General features: G+C 64.8%; 17 protein-coding genes. 6 read left to right on the plus strand and 11 right to left on the minus strand.

Annotated features, from left to right (window positions below):
* Window positions 1-62 precede the first annotated feature (62 nt).
* Together J5M71_RS09045 and J5M71_RS09050 are read right to left on the minus strand one after the other, a co-directional pair.
* On the minus strand, window positions 63-1,085 hold the full coding sequence (locus tag J5M71_RS09045) for an AraC family transcriptional regulator (protein WP_207831605.1): 1,023 nt from the start codon (window positions 1,083-1,085) through the stop codon (window positions 63-65).
* 64 nt (window positions 1,086-1,149) lie between these two features.
* A complete protein-coding gene (locus J5M71_RS09050; RefSeq protein ID WP_207831608.1) occupies window positions 1,150-2,013 on the minus strand; it encodes a LysR substrate-binding domain-containing protein in 864 nt (287 codons plus the stop codon).
* A 112-nt stretch (window positions 2,014-2,125) separates the two neighbouring features.
* On the opposite strand from J5M71_RS09050, the gene J5M71_RS09055 reads away from it, so the two are divergent.
* From J5M71_RS09055 to panB, 3 genes are all read left to right on the plus strand, one after another.
* On the plus strand, window positions 2,126-3,232 hold the full coding sequence (locus J5M71_RS09055) for a 2-aminoethylphosphonate--pyruvate transaminase (RefSeq protein ID WP_207831610.1): 1,107 nt from the start codon (window positions 2,126-2,128) through the stop codon (window positions 3,230-3,232).
* 34 nt (window positions 3,233-3,266) lie between these two features.
* Window positions 3,267-4,094: a phosphonoacetaldehyde hydrolase gene (phnX, locus tag J5M71_RS09060; RefSeq protein WP_207831612.1), complete on the plus strand. Its 828-nt coding sequence runs from the start codon at window positions 3,267-3,269 to the stop codon at window positions 4,092-4,094.
* A gap of 124 nt (window positions 4,095-4,218) precedes the next feature.
* Window positions 4,219-5,034, plus strand: a complete 816-nt coding sequence (gene panB, locus J5M71_RS09065; protein ID WP_207831614.1) for a 3-methyl-2-oxobutanoate hydroxymethyltransferase — start codon at window positions 4,219-4,221, stop codon at window positions 5,032-5,034.
* Here panB and J5M71_RS09070 read toward each other — a convergent pair.
* Window positions 5,022-6,428: a PLP-dependent aminotransferase family protein gene (locus tag J5M71_RS09070; protein ID WP_207831616.1), complete on the minus strand. Its 1,407-nt coding sequence runs from the start codon at window positions 6,426-6,428 to the stop codon at window positions 5,022-5,024. The two genes, panB and J5M71_RS09070, sit on opposite strands and share 13 nt — an antisense overlap.
* An 81-nt stretch (window positions 6,429-6,509) precedes the next feature.
* Window positions 6,510-7,574, minus strand: a complete 1,065-nt coding sequence (locus J5M71_RS09075) for an AI-2E family transporter (protein ID WP_207831618.1) — start codon at window positions 7,572-7,574, stop codon at window positions 6,510-6,512.
* 133 nt (window positions 7,575-7,707) lie between these two features.
* Here J5M71_RS09075 and yegQ point away from each other — a divergent pair, with 133 nt between their 5' ends.
* On the plus strand, window positions 7,708-9,027 hold the full coding sequence (gene yegQ / locus J5M71_RS09080) for a tRNA 5-hydroxyuridine modification protein YegQ (RefSeq protein WP_207831620.1): 1,320 nt from the start codon (window positions 7,708-7,710) through the stop codon (window positions 9,025-9,027).
* Window positions 9,028-9,036: 9 nt separating this feature from the next.
* On the opposite strand, the gene J5M71_RS09085 is transcribed toward yegQ, so the two are convergent.
* Window positions 9,037-9,687: a hypothetical protein gene (locus J5M71_RS09085; protein ID WP_207831622.1), complete on the minus strand. Its 651-nt coding sequence runs from the start codon at window positions 9,685-9,687 to the stop codon at window positions 9,037-9,039.
* Window positions 9,688-9,925: 238 nt separating this feature from the next.
* Here J5M71_RS09085 and J5M71_RS09090 point away from each other — a divergent pair, with 238 nt between their 5' ends.
* Together J5M71_RS09090 and J5M71_RS09095 are read left to right on the plus strand one after the other, a co-directional pair.
* The gene (locus tag J5M71_RS09090; RefSeq protein ID WP_207831809.1) at window positions 9,926-10,354 is read left to right on the plus strand and encodes a DUF411 domain-containing protein; all 429 of its coding nucleotides are present in this window, start codon (window positions 9,926-9,928) and stop codon (window positions 10,352-10,354) included.
* Window positions 10,354-10,791, plus strand: coding sequence for a YqaA family protein (locus J5M71_RS09095; RefSeq protein WP_207831624.1), 438 nt, complete (start codon window positions 10,354-10,356; stop codon window positions 10,789-10,791). Before J5M71_RS09090 ends, J5M71_RS09095 begins: the two co-directional genes overlap by 1 nt.
* Window positions 10,792-11,108: 317 nt before the next feature.
* Here the strand turns inward: J5M71_RS09095 and J5M71_RS09100 are convergent, their stop codons facing one another.
* The 6 genes from J5M71_RS09100 to J5M71_RS09125 form a co-directional block, all read right to left on the minus strand.
* Window positions 11,109-11,690, minus strand: a complete 582-nt coding sequence (locus J5M71_RS09100) for a DinB family protein (protein WP_207831627.1) — start codon at window positions 11,688-11,690, stop codon at window positions 11,109-11,111.
* 14 nt (window positions 11,691-11,704) lie between these two features.
* On the minus strand, window positions 11,705-12,811 hold the full coding sequence (zapE, locus tag J5M71_RS09105) for a cell division protein ZapE (RefSeq protein WP_207831629.1): 1,107 nt from the start codon (window positions 12,809-12,811) through the stop codon (window positions 11,705-11,707).
* Between the two features lie 109 nt (window positions 12,812-12,920).
* Complete coding sequence (locus tag J5M71_RS09110; protein ID WP_207831631.1) at window positions 12,921-14,069, minus strand: PQQ-dependent sugar dehydrogenase; 1,149 nt, start codon at window positions 14,067-14,069, stop codon at window positions 12,921-12,923.
* A gap of 23 nt (window positions 14,070-14,092) precedes the next feature.
* Window positions 14,093-14,410 carry a hypothetical protein gene (locus J5M71_RS09115; protein ID WP_207831633.1) on the minus strand — a complete coding sequence of 106 codons (318 nt, stop codon included), beginning with the start codon at window positions 14,408-14,410 and terminating at the stop codon, window positions 14,093-14,095.
* Between the two features lie 208 nt (window positions 14,411-14,618).
* Window positions 14,619-15,584, minus strand: coding sequence for an agmatinase (gene speB / locus J5M71_RS09120; RefSeq protein ID WP_063913945.1), 966 nt, complete (start codon window positions 15,582-15,584; stop codon window positions 14,619-14,621).
* Between the two features lie 25 nt (window positions 15,585-15,609).
* A complete protein-coding gene (locus J5M71_RS09125) occupies window positions 15,610-16,689 on the minus strand; it encodes an extracellular solute-binding protein (protein ID WP_207831635.1) in 1,080 nt (359 codons plus the stop codon).
* Window positions 16,690-16,788 lie beyond the last annotated feature (99 nt).

The raw sequence follows: 16,788 nt of genomic DNA on the forward strand, positions 1-16,788 counted from the left end.
ATGGTTCGACCTGCCAGCCTGAACCTGCTCAGGGCATCCCGGCAGCGGGAAGGGCTGGCTCCTCAGCGCAGCCCATCTCGCGCCTGGATCACGGCACGGTAGTGCCCTGGGTTGCAGCCGAACCATTTGCGAAATGCCTTGTAGAACGAGCTGCTGTCGGCAAAGCCCAGGTGCTCGGCGATCTCGGCCATGGGCCGTTCACCCTGGCTGAGCCAGGCGATGGCCAGTTCGCGCCGCACACTGTCCTTCAACCCTTGGTAAGTCTGCCCCTCCTCTCCCAGGCGTCGGCGCAATGTCGAGGCTGACAGACTCAATTGGCGGGCCACGGCATCGGCATCGGGCCATGCGCCAGGGTCCAGGTGCAACAGGTTGGTACGGATACGCCGCCCCAGGCTGGCCGGATCACGATATTTGACAAGAATGTTGCCAGGCGCCTCGGCCAGAAAGCGCTGCAGGTCATCTGCCGAGCGCCGCAGCGGCAGGTCAAGGCAGTCGGCGGCGATGATCATGCGCGTGCGTGGGCGGCCGAATTGCAGGTTTTCCGAGAACATCACCCGGTAGTCATCGCAGAACGGCGGTTCGGCGCAACGCAGGTCCACGGCCAGGATCGGAATTCGCCGCCCCGCCAGCCAGCAGGCCACGCCGTGCACGATCATCCAGAAGGTGAAATAGGTGAAGGCACGCCGAGGTTGGTCACGCGGCTCGTTGATGACGATCTCGGCCAGGCTCTGCTGGCGTACCAGGCCCGGCTGCAAGTCTTCGAGCATCAGGGACAGAAAGGCCAACAACGTTTCCAACCCTTCGGCCAGGGTGGGTTGGGCCATGCTCGCCCGGCACATGAACGCCAGGCTGCCAGTGCGCAGCCCACGCGGGTCCATGGCGAAAAATTCGTCGTTGCAGCGACGGGCCAACAGCCGCCAGAGGTTTGCGTAGGATTCGGCACTGACCCGGGCCTCGGGCAATTCAAGTTGCCGGATGTCGATACCGGCACGGGCCAGCAAACCAGCATCGGGTTGCCCGGCCGGGCAGGTCTGCAACAGCGCTTCGCGCACCAGTTGCATGGAGATGGTGTCTTTTTCGCTCATCGGCCATCCAGTCTGCTCTATGCCGGCCATCTTAGGCCTGCCCGCAAAAAACACCAGCCCTGACCTACAGGCTGGCAGCCAAACCCAGGAAGGCCTGAATCAGGCGCAATTCACGACGGCGCTCCAGGCAGCCGAGCATGTGCTGATTGACCAGCCCTGCACCGGCCAGCGGGCGTGCCACAACCCTCGGGTCATTGGCCACCTCGGTGGATGACACCACACCAATGCCCAGCTCCGATGCCACCGCCTCGGTAACCGCCTCACGGCTATCCAGTTCGAGCAACACCTTGGGCTGCACTGCCGCGCTGATACAGGCCTTGTCGAAGGTACGCCGGGTGGTCGAACTCGGCTCGCGCAGCACCATGATCTGCTGGTGCAGCTCGGTCAGTGGCAAGTCGCCTTCGGCGCTGGCCCAGGCGTGCCCCGCCGGCAGCAAGGCGCACAGGCGCGACTCGCAGAGCGGCTGCAGGTGCAGGCCCTTGCGCGGTTCGATCTCGGTCAGCACCGCCACATCGGCATGCTCGCCGAGCAGTGCGGCCAAGGTTTCCTGGGCATTGCCCAGGCGCAGGTTCACCGTGATGCCCGGGTAACGCTCACGCAGTACCGCGAGCATCGGCATGACCCGGTGCGGGCCATCGGCAGCCACCTCAAGACGCCCGGTCAGCAACTGGCGGTTGGCCTCGAGCATGGCCTGCGCCTCTTCGGCAAGGCCGAACATGGCGCGGGTTATCGCCGCCAGGCGGGTTCCCTCTTCGGTCAGTTCCACCCGCCGGGCAGTGCGGCGCAGCAAGGTGATCTGGTAATGCTCCTCCAGCGCCTTGACGTGGCCAGTCACTGCCGGCTGGCTGATGAACAGCCGCGCCGCAGCGCGGGTGAAGCTGCCTTCACGGGCAACGGCGTCGAAGGCACGCAGCTGGAACAGGTTCATTTCTATCGGCCTGACTTATAGCTCGGATAACAACAAACAATTTGATTGATACAACCGGGAATTGCAACCTAGGCCCCGTAGTTTCAGCCCACCGCTTGTGAGGAATAACGGAATGAGCAACGCCCCGATTCTGCTTACCCCCGGTCCCCTGACCACATCAATCCGCACCCGCCAAGCCATGCTGGTGGACTGGGGCTCCTGGGACCGCGACTTCAACCAACTGACTGCCAGTGTCTGCGAGCAACTGCTGGCGATCATCGACGGCAGCGCCAGCCACCACTGCGTGCCCCTGCAAGGCAGCGGCACCTTCGCCGTGGAAGCGGCTATCGGTACCTTGGTGCCGCAGGACGGCAAGGTGCTGGTGCTGATCAACGGCGCTTATGGCCAGCGCCTGGCAAAGATCTGCAAGGTACTGGGCCGCGCCTACAGCACCTTCGAAACCGCCGAGGACCAGCCGACCACTGCCGCCGACGTCGACCGCCTGCTGGCCACCGACCCGGGCATTACCCATGTCGCGCTGATCCACTGCGAAACCAGCACCGGCATCCTCAACCCGCTGCCCGAGATCGCCCAGGTGGTCAAAGGCCACGGCAAGCGCCTGATCATCGACGCCATGAGCTCGTTCGGTGCGTTGCCGATCGACGCCCGCAAAATCCCCTTCGAAGCGCTGATCGCCGCTTCCGGCAAGTGCCTGGAAGGCGTACCCGGCATGGGCTTCGTATTCGCCGAAAAAACCGCCCTGGCTGCCGCCGAAGGCAATGCCCATTCGCTGGCCATGGACCTGCACGACCAGCACACCTACATGGCCAGGACCGGCCAGTGGCGCTTCACCCCGCCGACCCATGTGGTCGCCGCCCTGCACGAAGCGCTGCAGCAGTACAACGAGGAAGGTGGCCTGCCGGCGCGCCACCAGCGCTACGCCGACAACTGCAAGACCCTGCTCGACGGCATGGCTGCCATCGGCCTGCGCAGCTTCCTGCCCGCCGAGATCCAGGCGCCGATCATCGTCACCTTCCACGCACCGAAGGATGCCCGCTACCAGTTCAAGGACTTCTACGAGCGAGTCAAGGCCAAGGGTTTCATCCTCTACCCGGGCAAGCTGACCCAGGTGGAAACCTTCCGCGTCGGCTGCATCGGCGTGGTCGGAGCGGATGGCATGCAGGCCGCCGTGAATGCCGTGGCCGAGGTGCTGCGGGAAATGGAAGTGCTGGACATCTGACCCTTTGCCCACCCGATCTCAGGAACAAGCGCACATGAACTACAGCAACCCCACCCAGCTGCAAGCCGCCATCCTCGACTGGGCCGGCACCGTGGTCGACTTCGGCTCCTTTGCCCCGACCCAGATCTTTGTCGAAGCCTTTGCCGAATTCGATGTGCAGGTGTCCATCGAAGAAGCCCGTGGCCCGATGGGCATGGGCAAGTGGGACCACATCCGCACCCTGTGCGATGTGCCGGAAATTGCCGAGCGCTACCGCAAGGTATTCGGCCGCACCCCGACCGACGATGATGTCACCGCCATCTACAACCGCTTCATGCCACTGCAGATCGAGAAGATCGCCGTGCACTCGGCGCTGATCCCCGGGGCCCTGGAAACCCTCACCGGGCTGCGCCAGGACGGCCTGAAGATCGGCTCGTGCTCGGGCTACCCGAAGGTGGTGATGGACAAGGTGGTGGAATTGGCCGCGCAGAACGGCTACGTGGCCGACCATGTGGTGGCCACCGACGAAACCCCGAACGGCCGCCCATGGCCGGCCCAGGCCCTGGCCAACGTGATCGCGCTGGGTATCGACGATGTGGCGGCGTGCGTGAAGGTCGACGACACCGTGCCGGGCATTCTCGAAGGCCGCCGCGCCGGCATGTGGACCGTGGCCCTGGTGTGCTCGGGCAATGCCCTGGGGCTGACCTGGGAAGGCTACCGCGCGCTAAGCGCCGAGAAGCTGGAAAGCGAGCGCCAGCGCATCCACGCACTGTTCGCCGGCAGCCGTCCGCACTACCTGATCGACACCATCAACGAACTGCCCGAAGTGATCGCCGACATCAACCGCCGCCTGGCCAAGGGCGAGATGCCGCAAACCTCCTGAGCCGGCATTGGGGCCGCTTTGCGGCCCCTTGTTCTGGGTTGCGATCTGGCCCGAATCTGTACATTGAGTTGCCACTGAAATTGCCAAAACATGGGCCCTCCCTGTCCTGAGATGCCCAGCCCCAATGAGCACACACACCCGCACCCGGCGCCTGACAATCCCGCAACTGGTGGCCATGAAAGGTCAGCAGAAGATCGTCTCGCTGACCGCCTACTCCAGCACCATCGCTCAAGTGATCGACCCGCTGGTCGACTTCATCCTGGTCGGCGACTCCACGGCCATGGTCGGCTACGGTCGACCCTCCACCCTCGGCATGCGCCTGGACGAGACCATTGCCCATACCCGCGCCGTGGTCGACAGCACCCGCCTGGCCTGCGTGATCGCCGACATGCCGTTCGGCAGCTACCAGGAGTCCCATGAACAGGCGTTTCGCAACTGCGCCAAGGTACTGGCCAGCAGCGGCTGCGATGCCGTCAAGCTGGAGGCCAACCAGGCGTTGGCGAGCACCGTCGAGTTCCTTGTCGCCCGTGGCATCCCGGTAATGGCGCACATCGGCCTGATGCCCCAGTTCGTCAATGCCATGGGGGGTTACAAGGCCCAGGGGCTGAGCGAGGACAGTGCTGCAACGCTACGGGCCGACGCGCAGGCCAACCTGCGCGCCGGCGCTTTCAGCCTGTTGCTCGAAGGCGTGGCCGAGCCAGTGGCCCGCGCCATCACCGAAGCCAGCGCCAAACCGACCATTGGTATTGGCGCCTCACCCGCCTGCGATGGCCAGGTGCTGGTGACCGAAGACCTGCTAGGTCTGGGCAGCGCTCATGTACCGCGCTTCGTCAAGCAGTATGCCGACGTCGGCCAGGTAATCCGCGAGGCCTGTAACAGCTATGCGCAAGAAGTACGCAACGGCATGTTTCCAACCCGGCAACACTGCTACGGCGTTTGAGCTTCATCCTCGATGGCCTTGACCAGGCATTGCAAGGCCAAGGCAATATCCTTGCTCCAGTCCACGCTGCAACACAGCCGCAGGTGGCTGCGCCAAAGGCCGCACTGGCTGAAGATTTCCCCTGGGGCAATGACGATGCGCTGCGTCAGCAACCGGGCGAAGACCCGGCGCATGTCCACCGGGCGGGTCGCCTGCAACCACAGGCTGGCCCCGCCCTGCGGCTCGACGATATGCAGGCGCCCCTGGCCGTGCGTCTGCAATAGCGCCGCCATCTGTTGCAGGCGTTCCTGCAGCAGGGGCCGCAACCGCTGTAGATGCTGCTCAAGCCGGCGCGAGGTGAACAGCCTGGCGATCGCTCGCTGACGAATGGGTGAAAGGCGGAAGGCGCGCTCAAGAAAGAGCTGCTGCAAGCGATCGACATGATGCCGGCATAGCAGATAGCCAAAGGGCGCCTCCGCACCAATCAGCTTGTCGAAGGTAGAGAACACCAGCAGCCGGTCGGGGTCGGCGAAGTCGCGGTAGCGTGGCGCTGCCGGATGGAAACACAACTCGCCGTAAGCATCGTTTTCGAAAAGCCACACATTGCACTCGGCCAGCCATTGGCAGATCTGCTGCTTGTCTGCTGCCGGCATCAGCCCACCTTGTGGCACGTTGGCCGCCGACGACAGCACGGCCAGGCGAACCGGTTGATCGCACAGCAACTGGTGAAAGTGCTGCAGGTCGAAACGCCCGTCCTCACCCAATGGCACTTCAATGATGGTCATGCCTGCCGCCTGCAACTGCCGCAATACCGCCCAGTTGCAAGGCGACTCCACCAGCGCCACCTGGCCCTCGAGGCCGAGGGCGCGCAATGCCAATTCAAGGACGCTGCGCAGGTCTGCACCGATGAACACCTGGTTGGCCTGCCAGTAGTGCTGCGCCGAATGGGTGTAGCGGTCGGCCAGCATGCTGCGCAGCTCCGGCTCACCGAACGGTTGGTACAGGGGGGCCTGTGCACGTGGGTACTGGCGCGCCAGTTCGCGCTCGATCATCAGCAGTGGCTGCTCCAGCGACAGCAGCATGGCTGGCGCATCACTGCCCAAGGCGAGCATACCCGGCTGACGGGCGCTGGCGAATACCGTGTCAAGCAGGCCCGGGGAATGCCCGCGCAATGCAGATGGGCGAGTGCGGGTGAAGTAGCCCTGCTTGGGACGTGCATACACCCGCCCTTCATCTTCGAGCAGCGCATAGGCGTACTTGGTGCTGGATACCGAAACGCCAAGGCGCCGAGCCAGCTCGCGCAGCGACGGTAGGCGTTGTTCCACGTTGCATGGGGCTGCCTCGATCCGCTCGAGCAGGTAGCGGTAAACCGCTTGGTAGGTGTATTCGGGGTTGCTGTTCGGCCTGTTTTCCATAACCTGATCCATGCACGGCTTTTTATAGGAGCGTCCTTGTGTCGCGCCTACACTGAACCCGACAGGCCCGCCGGTAAAGCCCTACTGTGGCAACTGCACCTGCGGCTTGGTCGCGGCAAAGATCGCCCAGCTCGACACGAACAGCGCCGCGATCAACGGCCCGATCACGAAGCCGTTGAGCCCGAACACCGCCAGCCCGCCCAGCGTCGACACCAGGATCAGGTAGTCCGGCATGCGCGTGTCCTTACCCACCAGGATCGGCCGCAGCAGGTTATCCACCAAACCGATCACCAGCACGCCGAACGCGGTCAGGATCAGCCCCGGCAATATCGCCCCGGTCAGCAGGAAATACGCCGCCACCGGCGCCCACACGATCCCCGCCCCTACCGCCGGCAACAGCGACAGAAACGCCATCAGTACCGCCCACACCAGCGCACTCGGGATATCCAGCACCCAGAAGATGAAACCGCCCAGCGCCCCCTGGGTAATGGCCACCAGCACGTTGCCTTTCACCGTCGCCCGCACCACACGGTTGAACTTCAGCTGCAAACGGCGCTTCTGCTGCTCGGGCAGCGGCACCGCCAGACGCACCTGGCGGGCCACCTCCGCGCCTTCGCGCAGGAAGAAGAACAGCAGGTACATCATGATGCCGAAGCTGATCACGAACTCGAATGTTCCCTGCCCAAAGTTGAACGCCTGGCTGGCCAGCACCTGGCTACCCTGGGTGGCCCACTTGCTGATCTTGTCGCGCAGCCCGTCGAGGTTGCCCATGCCCATGCTGTCCAGGCCCTGCTGGGCAAACGCCGGGAGCATGTCCTTGCCGCGCTCGACATAACCGGCAATATCCAGCTCCCCGTGCTCGATGCGCTGGTACAGGGCGGCGCCCTCCTGCACCAGCAGTGCACTGGTGATGATCACCGGCAGGATCGCCACCAGCAGGCATACCAGCAAGGTGGTAGCCGCGGCCAGGTTGCGCCGGCGGCCGAAACGCAGCAGCAGGTGACGCTGCAGCGGGGCGAACAGGATGCCGAGTATCACCGCCCAGAAGATCGCACCGTAATACGGCAGCAGGATCCAGACGAAGGCAATGGTCACCAGCGCCAGCAGTACTGCCAGGGCTTTGTTCTGCAGGGCGGTCTGGTTCATCGCGGGTCCTCGCATGGCTTATGCGGTATTAGTGCACCACGTCTGGGCAAAAGTGCCGCTTTTCCCTTGATGCAAATCAATACGCGCCGTGTCCGCCAGCCCTAGCATCCTCGCCTTTTGCCCCGGTGCGCACATGAACCCTACCGCCAAGCCCGAACTGCTGGCCCCCGCCGGCACCCTCAAGACCATGCGCTACGCCTTTGCCTATGGTGCCGACGCGGTCTACGCCGGCCAGCCGCGCTACAGCTTGCGGGTGCGCAACAACGAGTTCGACCATGCCAACCTGGCCCTGGGTATCCAGGAGGCGCATGCCCTGGGCAAACGCTTCTACGTGGTGGTCAACATTGCCCCGCACAATGCCAAGCTCAAGACCTTCCTCAAAGACCTGGCACCGGTGATCGAGATGGCGCCGGATGCGCTGATCATGTCCGACCCCGGCCTGATCATGCTGGTGCGCCAGCACTTCCCGCAAATGGCGGTGCACCTGTCGGTGCAGGCCAACACGGTCAACTGGGCCAGTGTGCAGTTCTGGCAGCGGCTGGGCCTGAGCCGGGTGATCCTGTCGCGCGAACTGTCGCTCGAAGAGATCGAGGAAATCCGCCAGCAGGTGCCGGACATGGAGCTGGAGGTATTCGTCCACGGCGCCCTGTGCATGGCCTACTCCGGCCGTTGCCTGCTGTCAGGCTACCTCAACAAGCGCGATGCCAACCAGGGCACCTGCACCAACGCCTGCCGCTGGAAGTACGACGCCACCCCCGCCACCGAGAATGCCACCGGCGACATCGTGCGCGAAGTGCAACCGACCCTGGGCCTGGGTGCGCCGACCGAGCAGGTATTCCTGCTGCAGGAGAGCAACCGCCCCGGCAGCGAAATGCCAGCGTTCGAAGACGAGCACGGCACCTACATCATGAACGCCAAGGACCTGCGCGCCATCCAGCACGTCGGGCGCCTGGCCACCATGGGCGTGCACTCGCTGAAAATCGAAGGCCGCACCAAGTCGCACTTCTATTGCGCCCGCGCCGTGCAGTCGTACCGCCAGGCGATCGACGATGCGGTGGCTGGGCGGCCCTTCGACCGCTCACTCATGGACAACCTCGAATCCCTGGCCCAACGCGGTTACACCGAAGGTTTTTTGCGCCGCCACGTGCACGACGAATACCAGAACTACCAGCGCGGCAACTCGGTGTCCGAGCGCCAGCAGTTCGTTGGCGAGCTGACCGGGGAGCGCGTCGACGGCCTGGCCGAGGTCAAGGTGAAGAACCGCTTCGCCGTGGGCGACCACCTGGAACTGATGACCCCGCGCGGCAACTACCACTTCGATCTCGAGCACATGAGCAACGGCCAGCAGCAACCGCTGCAGGTCGCCCCGGGCGATGGCCACACCATCTACCTTCCTGTTCCCGAACAGGTGCCGTTGGCATACGGCCTGTTGATGCGTGACCTGCCAACTTGAGCGAGGTGGCTAGAGTTCAATCCTGGTAACGGCGCCAAGCCGTCGGGCGCCCAACTCTTTACGGATCTGCTGACGAAACGCGGCAAAACGTTCCACATCGAAACGGTAAGCAGTACCGGTGTTCCACACGACGATGTCACGCTGGGTCTCGCTCCAGAATCCGAAGTCCCGTAACTCGACGGTGCCGTTGAAACGGAAGGCGTAGACCGCCAGATGGATCTGGCCGGTCTCGTCCTTCTGGCAGGGGGTTATCAGAAACGATGAGGCGACGTCGTCCTGCCAGCCAGACTGCAAAAACTTCCTGGCGTGTGCACTGATTCGCAATTCCTGCATGGACGCACGCGCCAGCTGGGCCAACAGCGTCGGTGTGCTGCCTGTGCCGATGGGCCCGAGCCTGGTATCGAAGTCGTCATGGTCCCTGATGACCTGGGGCGGTAACTCCAGGGCGGCCGTCCTTACGCAGCCATGTTTCTCCAGGCGATTGCGGAAGCGGTCGAACCAACTCTTCCATAGCTCGTCCCGGTCGAGGAAGCGGCTTGCGAACTCGTCGGCATGGTCCAGCAACGTTTGCACGTCCAGGCGCTCCTCTTCAGACAGGTTTGGTCCGATACCAATCAGATTGGTCTTGGAGTACAACAGGCAGTCCAGTGGTAGGGTCATGATCAACCAGGCTCTCGGATAGGTCGGCCAAACGTTAGCCCGCATGTTGGCGGGCCGGCATCCGGAACCAGTACCTGGCAGATAAACCGGCCGCGCTGCGACTGGGGGCCACTTGCGCTATGCTGCTGGCCAACCGCTGGATACTGGACCGAACCACGGGCCGCAACGACGCCGGACGCAAGCAAGGCGCAGGCCTGGTCACTGGTGTCCACCTGTGTTTCCAAAGGAGTGCTTCATGATGCTGCATAAACACTTGCTGACCCTGGGCTTGCTGGCCGTCACCGGCCTGGCCCAGGCCGCCGAGACCATCGACGTCTACCGCGACCCCAACTGCGGCTGCTGCAAGGCCTGGATCAGCCACCTGCGCGACAACGGCTTCACCGTCAACGACCATGTCGAGCCGAATATGAGCGAGGTCAAGCAACGCCTGGGCGTGGCACCACGCCTGGCGTCGTGCCATACCGGGGTGATCGATGGCAAGTTCGTCGAAGGCCACGTGCCGGCCGAGCAGGTGCGCCTGCTGGCCAAGCGCAACGACCTCAAGGGCCTGGCCGTACCAGGCATGCCCATGGGCTCGCCCGGCATGGAAATGGGTGACCACAAGGATGCCTACCAGGTCATCGGCGTGACCCAGGACGGCAAGGACACCGTGGTCGCCAACTACTGATGCTAAGCCTGTGGGCGCTGTTCCTCAGCGCCTTCGGCGCCGCCACCCTGCTACCGCTGCAATCGGAGGCCGTGCTTGTCGGCCTTTTGCTGCGCCAGCCCGAGGCCTGGGCCACCCTGCTGCTGGTGGCTACCCTGGGCAATGTGCTGGGCTCGGTGGTCAACTGGGTGCTGGGGCGGGCCATCGAGCACCTGCGTGACAAGCGCTGGTTTCCGTTCAGCCCTGCCCAGCTGGAGCGCGCGCAGCAGCGCTACCAGCGCTGGGGGCAATGGTCGCTGCTGCTCAGCTGGATGCCGGTGATCGGCGACCCGCTGACGCTGATCGCTGGCATCATGCGTGAGCCGTTCTGGCGCTTCCTGCTGCTTGTGGCCCTGGCCAAGGCCGGGCGCTATGCGGTGCTGACGATGGTCACCCTGGGCTGGTTTCACGCCTGGTAAAACCTGTTGGGCTGACAGGCGTATGTCGTGAGATGTTCGGCGCCTGTGAGATCGAGCGCCGCCCGCGCGGCGCATCGAGAGCGAAGCTCGCTCCTACGTTTGTTTCGGGCCAATTATTCCTGTGGGATTTGCGCGCGAACGCTTTGGCGCATGACTCGATATCGGGTGGTACAAACAAGGCGGTCGCGCGCGCTGGCACAGGCGATACTGGCCCGAAACAGATGTAGGAGCGAGCTTCGCTCTCGATGCGCCGCGCGGGCGGCGCTCGATCTCACAGGCGCCGAACATCTCACGACATACGCCTCCCACAGAGGCCCCTACACTTTCCAGACCTGCTCCTCTGTCCAGCCCAGCTCGGCAAAATCCCCTGCCCGCAACCCCGCCTCTTCCTCGCAGAAAAACTCATCCAGTTGCGGCGGCCTCACCGCCGTATCACTGAGCATCGCATGCACCTGCCCGCGGTGATGCACCTGGTGCTCGAACAGGTGCGCCAGCAGGCGCAGCCGTTGCTCGCGCTGTACCCGCTCGGGGCGCACGATGTTCACATAGCGCCCCAATTCAGCATCGCGCAGGCCCCGGCAATAGGTGATCAGCCGGTGATCGGCCTGAGCCTGCTCGGCATGCAGGTCGGTGCAGGTGGCGAAGGGCTGTTCCGGCTCGAAGAAACGCTCGCCGTCAGCGTCAGGCAGTTCGCCGCGCTGCTCGCACTCGAGCATGTGCAGGTAGAACCAGTCCACCGTGAGCAAGTGGTTGAGGGTGGCCTTGATCGACGGGAAAAAGCTGCAGCGCGGGGCGACGAACTCGTCCTGGGTCAGTTGCAGGCAGGCCTTGTACAGGCGGTGGTTGGCCCAGCCATTGTTGTAGGCCTGGGTCAGCAGATGATGCGACAGCGGCTCCATGGTTCGGCTCCTTTTCAGGCGAAGCGTTGCAGTTGCATCTCCCGTAGCCGGCTCAGGGTCCGTTGGTACGGGAACGCCAGATACCCTTGAGTGTAGAGGGCATCCAGCGGCACCTGTGCCTCCAGGTACAACGCCACGCGGCGGTCGTAGCATTCGTCGACCAGGGCAATGAAGCGGCGCACCGCGTCGTCCTTGGGCGACAGCGCCGGCAGTTCGCGGTCGCCCGCCACCACCCGCGCCGCAGCATCCTCGGTGCCACGGGCAATGCGCCCGGCCCGCTGTTCCCCACCAAGCGCAGGAATGCCCGACACCAGGATGGCCGGGAAACGGTCGCACAGGGCCATGAACTCCATGGCCGCCAAGGGTTGTTCGCACAGGTCGGTGAAGCGGCACCAGATGGCCTGCGCGCTGCGCCGCACCACCTGCACCTGCCGGGAGCCGATGGCCAAGGGCTGATCGTGGCCCGCATCGCTCGGGCTAAGCTGGCGGAACACCTCGCCCAGCTGGCTGGCCTGCCCCGCTTGCGCCACCCAGTAGCGCTGGCGCTCGGCACCGGGGTGCAGGCGGTGGTCCTGCTCGCCGGCTACCGGCAGTACCTGCATGTGCCGCTGGATGGCGGCGATGGCCGGCAGGAAACGCTCGCGGTTGAAGCCGTCACGGTAGAGCTGCTCGGGTGGCTGGTTGGAGGTGGCGACAATCACCACGCCTTGGTCGAACAGTACCTGGAACAGGCGGCCGAGGATGATCGCGTCGCCAATGTCGTTGACGAACAGCTCGTCGAAGCACAGCACGCGAATCTGCCCGGCCAGTTCCCCGGCCAGCGCCAGCAGCGGGTCGGCGGTGCCGTTGAGCTGGAACAGGCGCTGGTGGACCCAGGCCATGAAGTGGTGGAAATGCTGACGCCGGCTGGGTACCCGCAAGCAGCGGTGGAACTGGTCCATCAGCCAGGTCTTGCCGCGACCGACCGGGCCCCAGAGGTAGATACCCCGGGTGGGGCGGCCCTGCTCGACAGACTGGAAACAGGCCTGCAAGGCCTCGACGGCACGGGCCTGGGCAGGGTCGGCGACATAACCCTGGGTGCTCAGGGCCTGCTGGTAGAGGGAATGGGGATCGATAGCCATGCGGCATTCTACACGGCTGACACCCCGCAGACCTCGCAGGAACAACCGTCTGCCCCAAATTCAAAAGGCTGCCGCGATCCCTGTGGGAGCCGCGTACAGCAGTAAGTAATCAGGCGTCGCCCAAGCCTACCTTGAGCAGTGCGCCGTCCTTGTCATCGGTCAGCACATACAGGTAGCCATCCGGCCCCACCCGTACATCGCGGATACGCGCCTTCAGCTCACCCAGCAAACGCTCTTCATGCACCACCTTGTCGCCATCCAGCTGCAGGCGGATCAGCTCCTGGGTCGCCAGCGCACCAATGAACAGGTTGTGGTCCCAGGCCTTGAACGTGGGGCTGTCGTAAAACGCCATGCCGCTGATGCCTGGCGATTTCTCCCATACATGGTGTGGGTCGACCATGCCCTGCACATGCTTGCCCTTGGCCTCGGGGATGGGCAGAAGCGAGTAGTTGATGCCGTGGGTCGCAATCGGCCAGCCATAGTTCTTGCCGGGCTCGGGAATGTTGATCTCGTCGCCGCCACGCGGGCCGTGCTCGTGGGTCCACAGCTTGCCGGTCCAGGGGTTGAGCGCGGCGCCTTGCTGGTTGCGGTGGCCGAACGACCAGATCTCTGGCCGCACGTTGTCCTTGCCGACGAAGGGGTTGTCCCTGGGCACCTCGCCGTCCGGCAAGATACGCACGATCTTGCCTTGCAGTTTGTCCAGGTCCTGGGCAGTCGGGCGCTGGTTGTTCTCGCCAAGGGCGATGAACAGGTAGCCGTCGCGGTCGAACACCAGGCGCGAGCCGAAGTGGTTGCCCTCCGACAGCTTGGGCTGTTGGCGGAATATCACGCTGAAGTTTTCCAGCCGGGCGCGGTCCTGGGACAACTGGCCACGACCGACCGCTGTGCCGGCCCTGCCATCACTGCCCTCTTCGGCGTAGGACAGGTAGACAGTGCGGTCCTTGGCGAACTCCGGCGACAGCACCACATCCAGCAGGCCGCCCTGGCCCTCGGCCCAGACCTTGGGCACACCGCTGATCGGCGGGCCGACCTTGCCTTCGGCATTGACCACCCGCAAGTTGCCGGCGCGCTCGGTGACCAGCATGTCCTTGCCGCCCGGCAGGAATGCCAGGGCCCAAGGGTTGCGCAGGCCATCGGCCACTGTGCTGACGGTCAAGGTGCCTTCTTCACTGCGGAACTGCTGTTCGGCCGCCGCCTGCGCCAGCAGGGGCAGCAGTGCGGCGGTGGTCAGGGTGACAAGCCAGGGTGCTCGAAGCATGCAGGATTCCTTTCGTAGGGCGGTCACGGCGCGCGCGGGTTGCCGCGGGGTGGTCGAGTGGGCTCCAGGTTCGGGGTTTGCTGCTGGCGGCGCAGGTTGTCGCCGTTGCCGATGCCGCGGTTGTCCAGGGTTGGCGTGCGCTGGTACGGGTCGGTGGACGGGCCGCGCACCGGCGGTGTGGCCGGCATGCTGCCCTGGCGGCTGTTGGGGTTGGCGCGCTGGATCGGGCTGTTGTAGGGGTTGTTGTTGCCGGCGGCGAGTTGCAAGGGCGGTTCGGGGGCCGCTTGCACAGGCAGGTACAGGGCCAGGCCGAGGGCCAGGATGGGCGATGTCGGGGTCATGCTTCACCTCCTGTACGAAAATGCCGCGCCTGGTGGGTTTGATAGCCTAAGGCGCGAAGGGTTCGCGGCAAAAGTGTGAATATGGGTGGAGATGATTCCTGATGTTTCAGTATGGGCCTTGGGGGCTGCTGCGCAGCCCTTTAGCGATACAAGGCCGCTCCCTGTGGAGCAGCCTTGTGCTGCGAATGGGCCGTAAAGCGGCCCCAGGTTACTGGCCCTTGTCCACCTTGTGCCGCGCCGCATACAGGCACAGCATTTCCATCGCCAGGGTGGCCCCCGCCAGCGCGGTGATGTCGGCATGGTCATAGGCCGGCGCCACCTCCACCAGGTCCATGCCCACCAGGTTGATGCCGCGCAGCCCGCCGAGGATCTCCAGCGCCTGCACCGTGCTCAACCCGCCGCACACCGGCGTGCCGGTACCGGGCGCGTAGGCCGGGTCGAGGCAGTCGATATCGAAGGTCAGGTACACCGGCCGCTCGCCCACCCGCTGGCGAATCGCCGCGATCACCGCCTCGGTGCCCTGTCGGTGCACCTGGCGGGCGTCGAGGATGGCAAAACCCTGGCTGTCGTCATTGGTGGTGCGCAGGCCGATCTGCACCGAGCTGGCCGGGTCCACCAGGCCTTCGCGGGCCGCATGCCAGAACATGGTGCCGTGGTCGATGCGCTGGCCTTCCTCGTCCGGCCAGGTGTCGCTGTGCGCATCGAAGTGAATCAGCGCCAGCGGACCATGGCGGCGGGCATGGGCCTTGAGCAGCGGGTAGCTGATGAAATGGTCGCCGCCCAAGGTGAGCATGGCGCAGCCTGCTTGCAGAATATGCGTGGCATGGGCCTCGATGCTGTCCGGTACCGACTGCGGGGTGCCGCTGTCGAAGGCGCAATCGCCGTAGTCGATCACCGCCAGGTGGTCGAACGGGTCGAACGCCCACGGCCAGTGCCGGGCCCAGGCCTGCTGCACCGAAGCGGCGCGGATCGCCCGTGGGCCGAAGCGCGCACCAGGGCGGTTGCTGGTGGCAGTATCGAACGGCACACCGCTGACCACCACATCGACGCCACGCAGGTCACGGCTGTAGCGGCGGCGGGAGAAACTGGTAATGCCGGCGTAGGTACTTTCCGCAGCGGTGCCATACAGGCTGTCGCGGGTCATGGCCTGGTCGTTGTTTGCTGCTTGCTCCACGGTCGGGCTCCTTTGTCGTCATGGGTTACTGGCGGCTGCGGAACGCGGTCCACAGGCGGTTGCGCTGGCGCAGGTCGGCCAGGGCCATGCTGCGGTCGGCATACAGGCGCTGGCGCACCGCGGCCGGCGGGTAGATGTCCGGGTCGTTACGCACCGCTTCATCCACCAGCGGCGTGGCCGCCTGGTTGGCGTTGGCGAAGAACAGCGTGTTGGTCAGCGCGGCCACCGACTCGGGCTTGAGCATGAAGGCGATGAACGCCCGCGCGGCCTCGGGGTGCGGGGCGTCCCTGGGGATGACCAGGTTGTCCTGCCACACCAGCGTGCCTTCGCGGGGGATGCGGTAGATCAGCTCGAACGGCTTGCCGGCGCGGCGCGCCTGGTCGGCGGCCATCGCCGCATCACCGTTGTAGGTCAGCGCCAGGCACACGCTACCGTTGGCCAGGTCGCTGATCTGCCGGCCATTGGCGACGTAGCTGATCGACGGCTGCAGCTGGCTCAGCAGGTTCTGCGCGGCGGCCAGGTCGTCCTTGTTCTGGCTGTAAGGGTCCTTGCCCAGGTAGTTCAGGGCCACGCCGATCACCTCCTGCGGCGAGTCGGGCATGGCGATGCCGCAGTCCTTCAGCCGGCTGGCGTACTCGGGCTTGAACAGCAGGTCGAGGCTGTCCAGCGGCACATCGCCCAGGCGCTGGCGCACGGCCTCCACATTCACCCCCAGGCCCAGTGTGCCCCAGGTGTAGGGCACGGCATGGCGGTTGCCGGGGTCGGCCTCGGCGAGCTTGGCCAGCAGGTCCTTGTCGAGGTTGGCGTAGCCGGGCATGGCCTGGGGGTCGAGCGGTTGCAGGGCGTTGGCCTTGAGCGCCCGGGCCAGCACGGCCGACGACGGCACCACCACGTCATAGCCGCTGCCACCGGTCAGCAGCTTGGTTTCCAGTACCTCGGTGGTGTCGAAGGTGTCGTAGCGGACCTTGTAGCCGGTTTCCTGCTCGAAGCGCTGGAGGGTTTGCGGGGCGACGTAGTCGGCCCAGCTGTAGAGGTTGACGACCTTTTCTTCGGCCTGCAGCGGCAAGGCCAGGACCAGGGATAGCAGGCACAACGATCGACGCATGGCGGACACCTCGGCAAATGGGTGGATGCCGCGAGCATGCCAGCCGGGTTACATTGCAGGAATGGCAAGTTTGCAAAGCTGACATTCATCAGGAGCAAT

The organism is Pseudomonas sp. 43(2021), assembly GCF_017490805.1.
In the GTDB taxonomy this organism is placed as follows: Bacteria; Pseudomonadota; Gammaproteobacteria; order Pseudomonadales; family Pseudomonadaceae; genus Aquipseudomonas.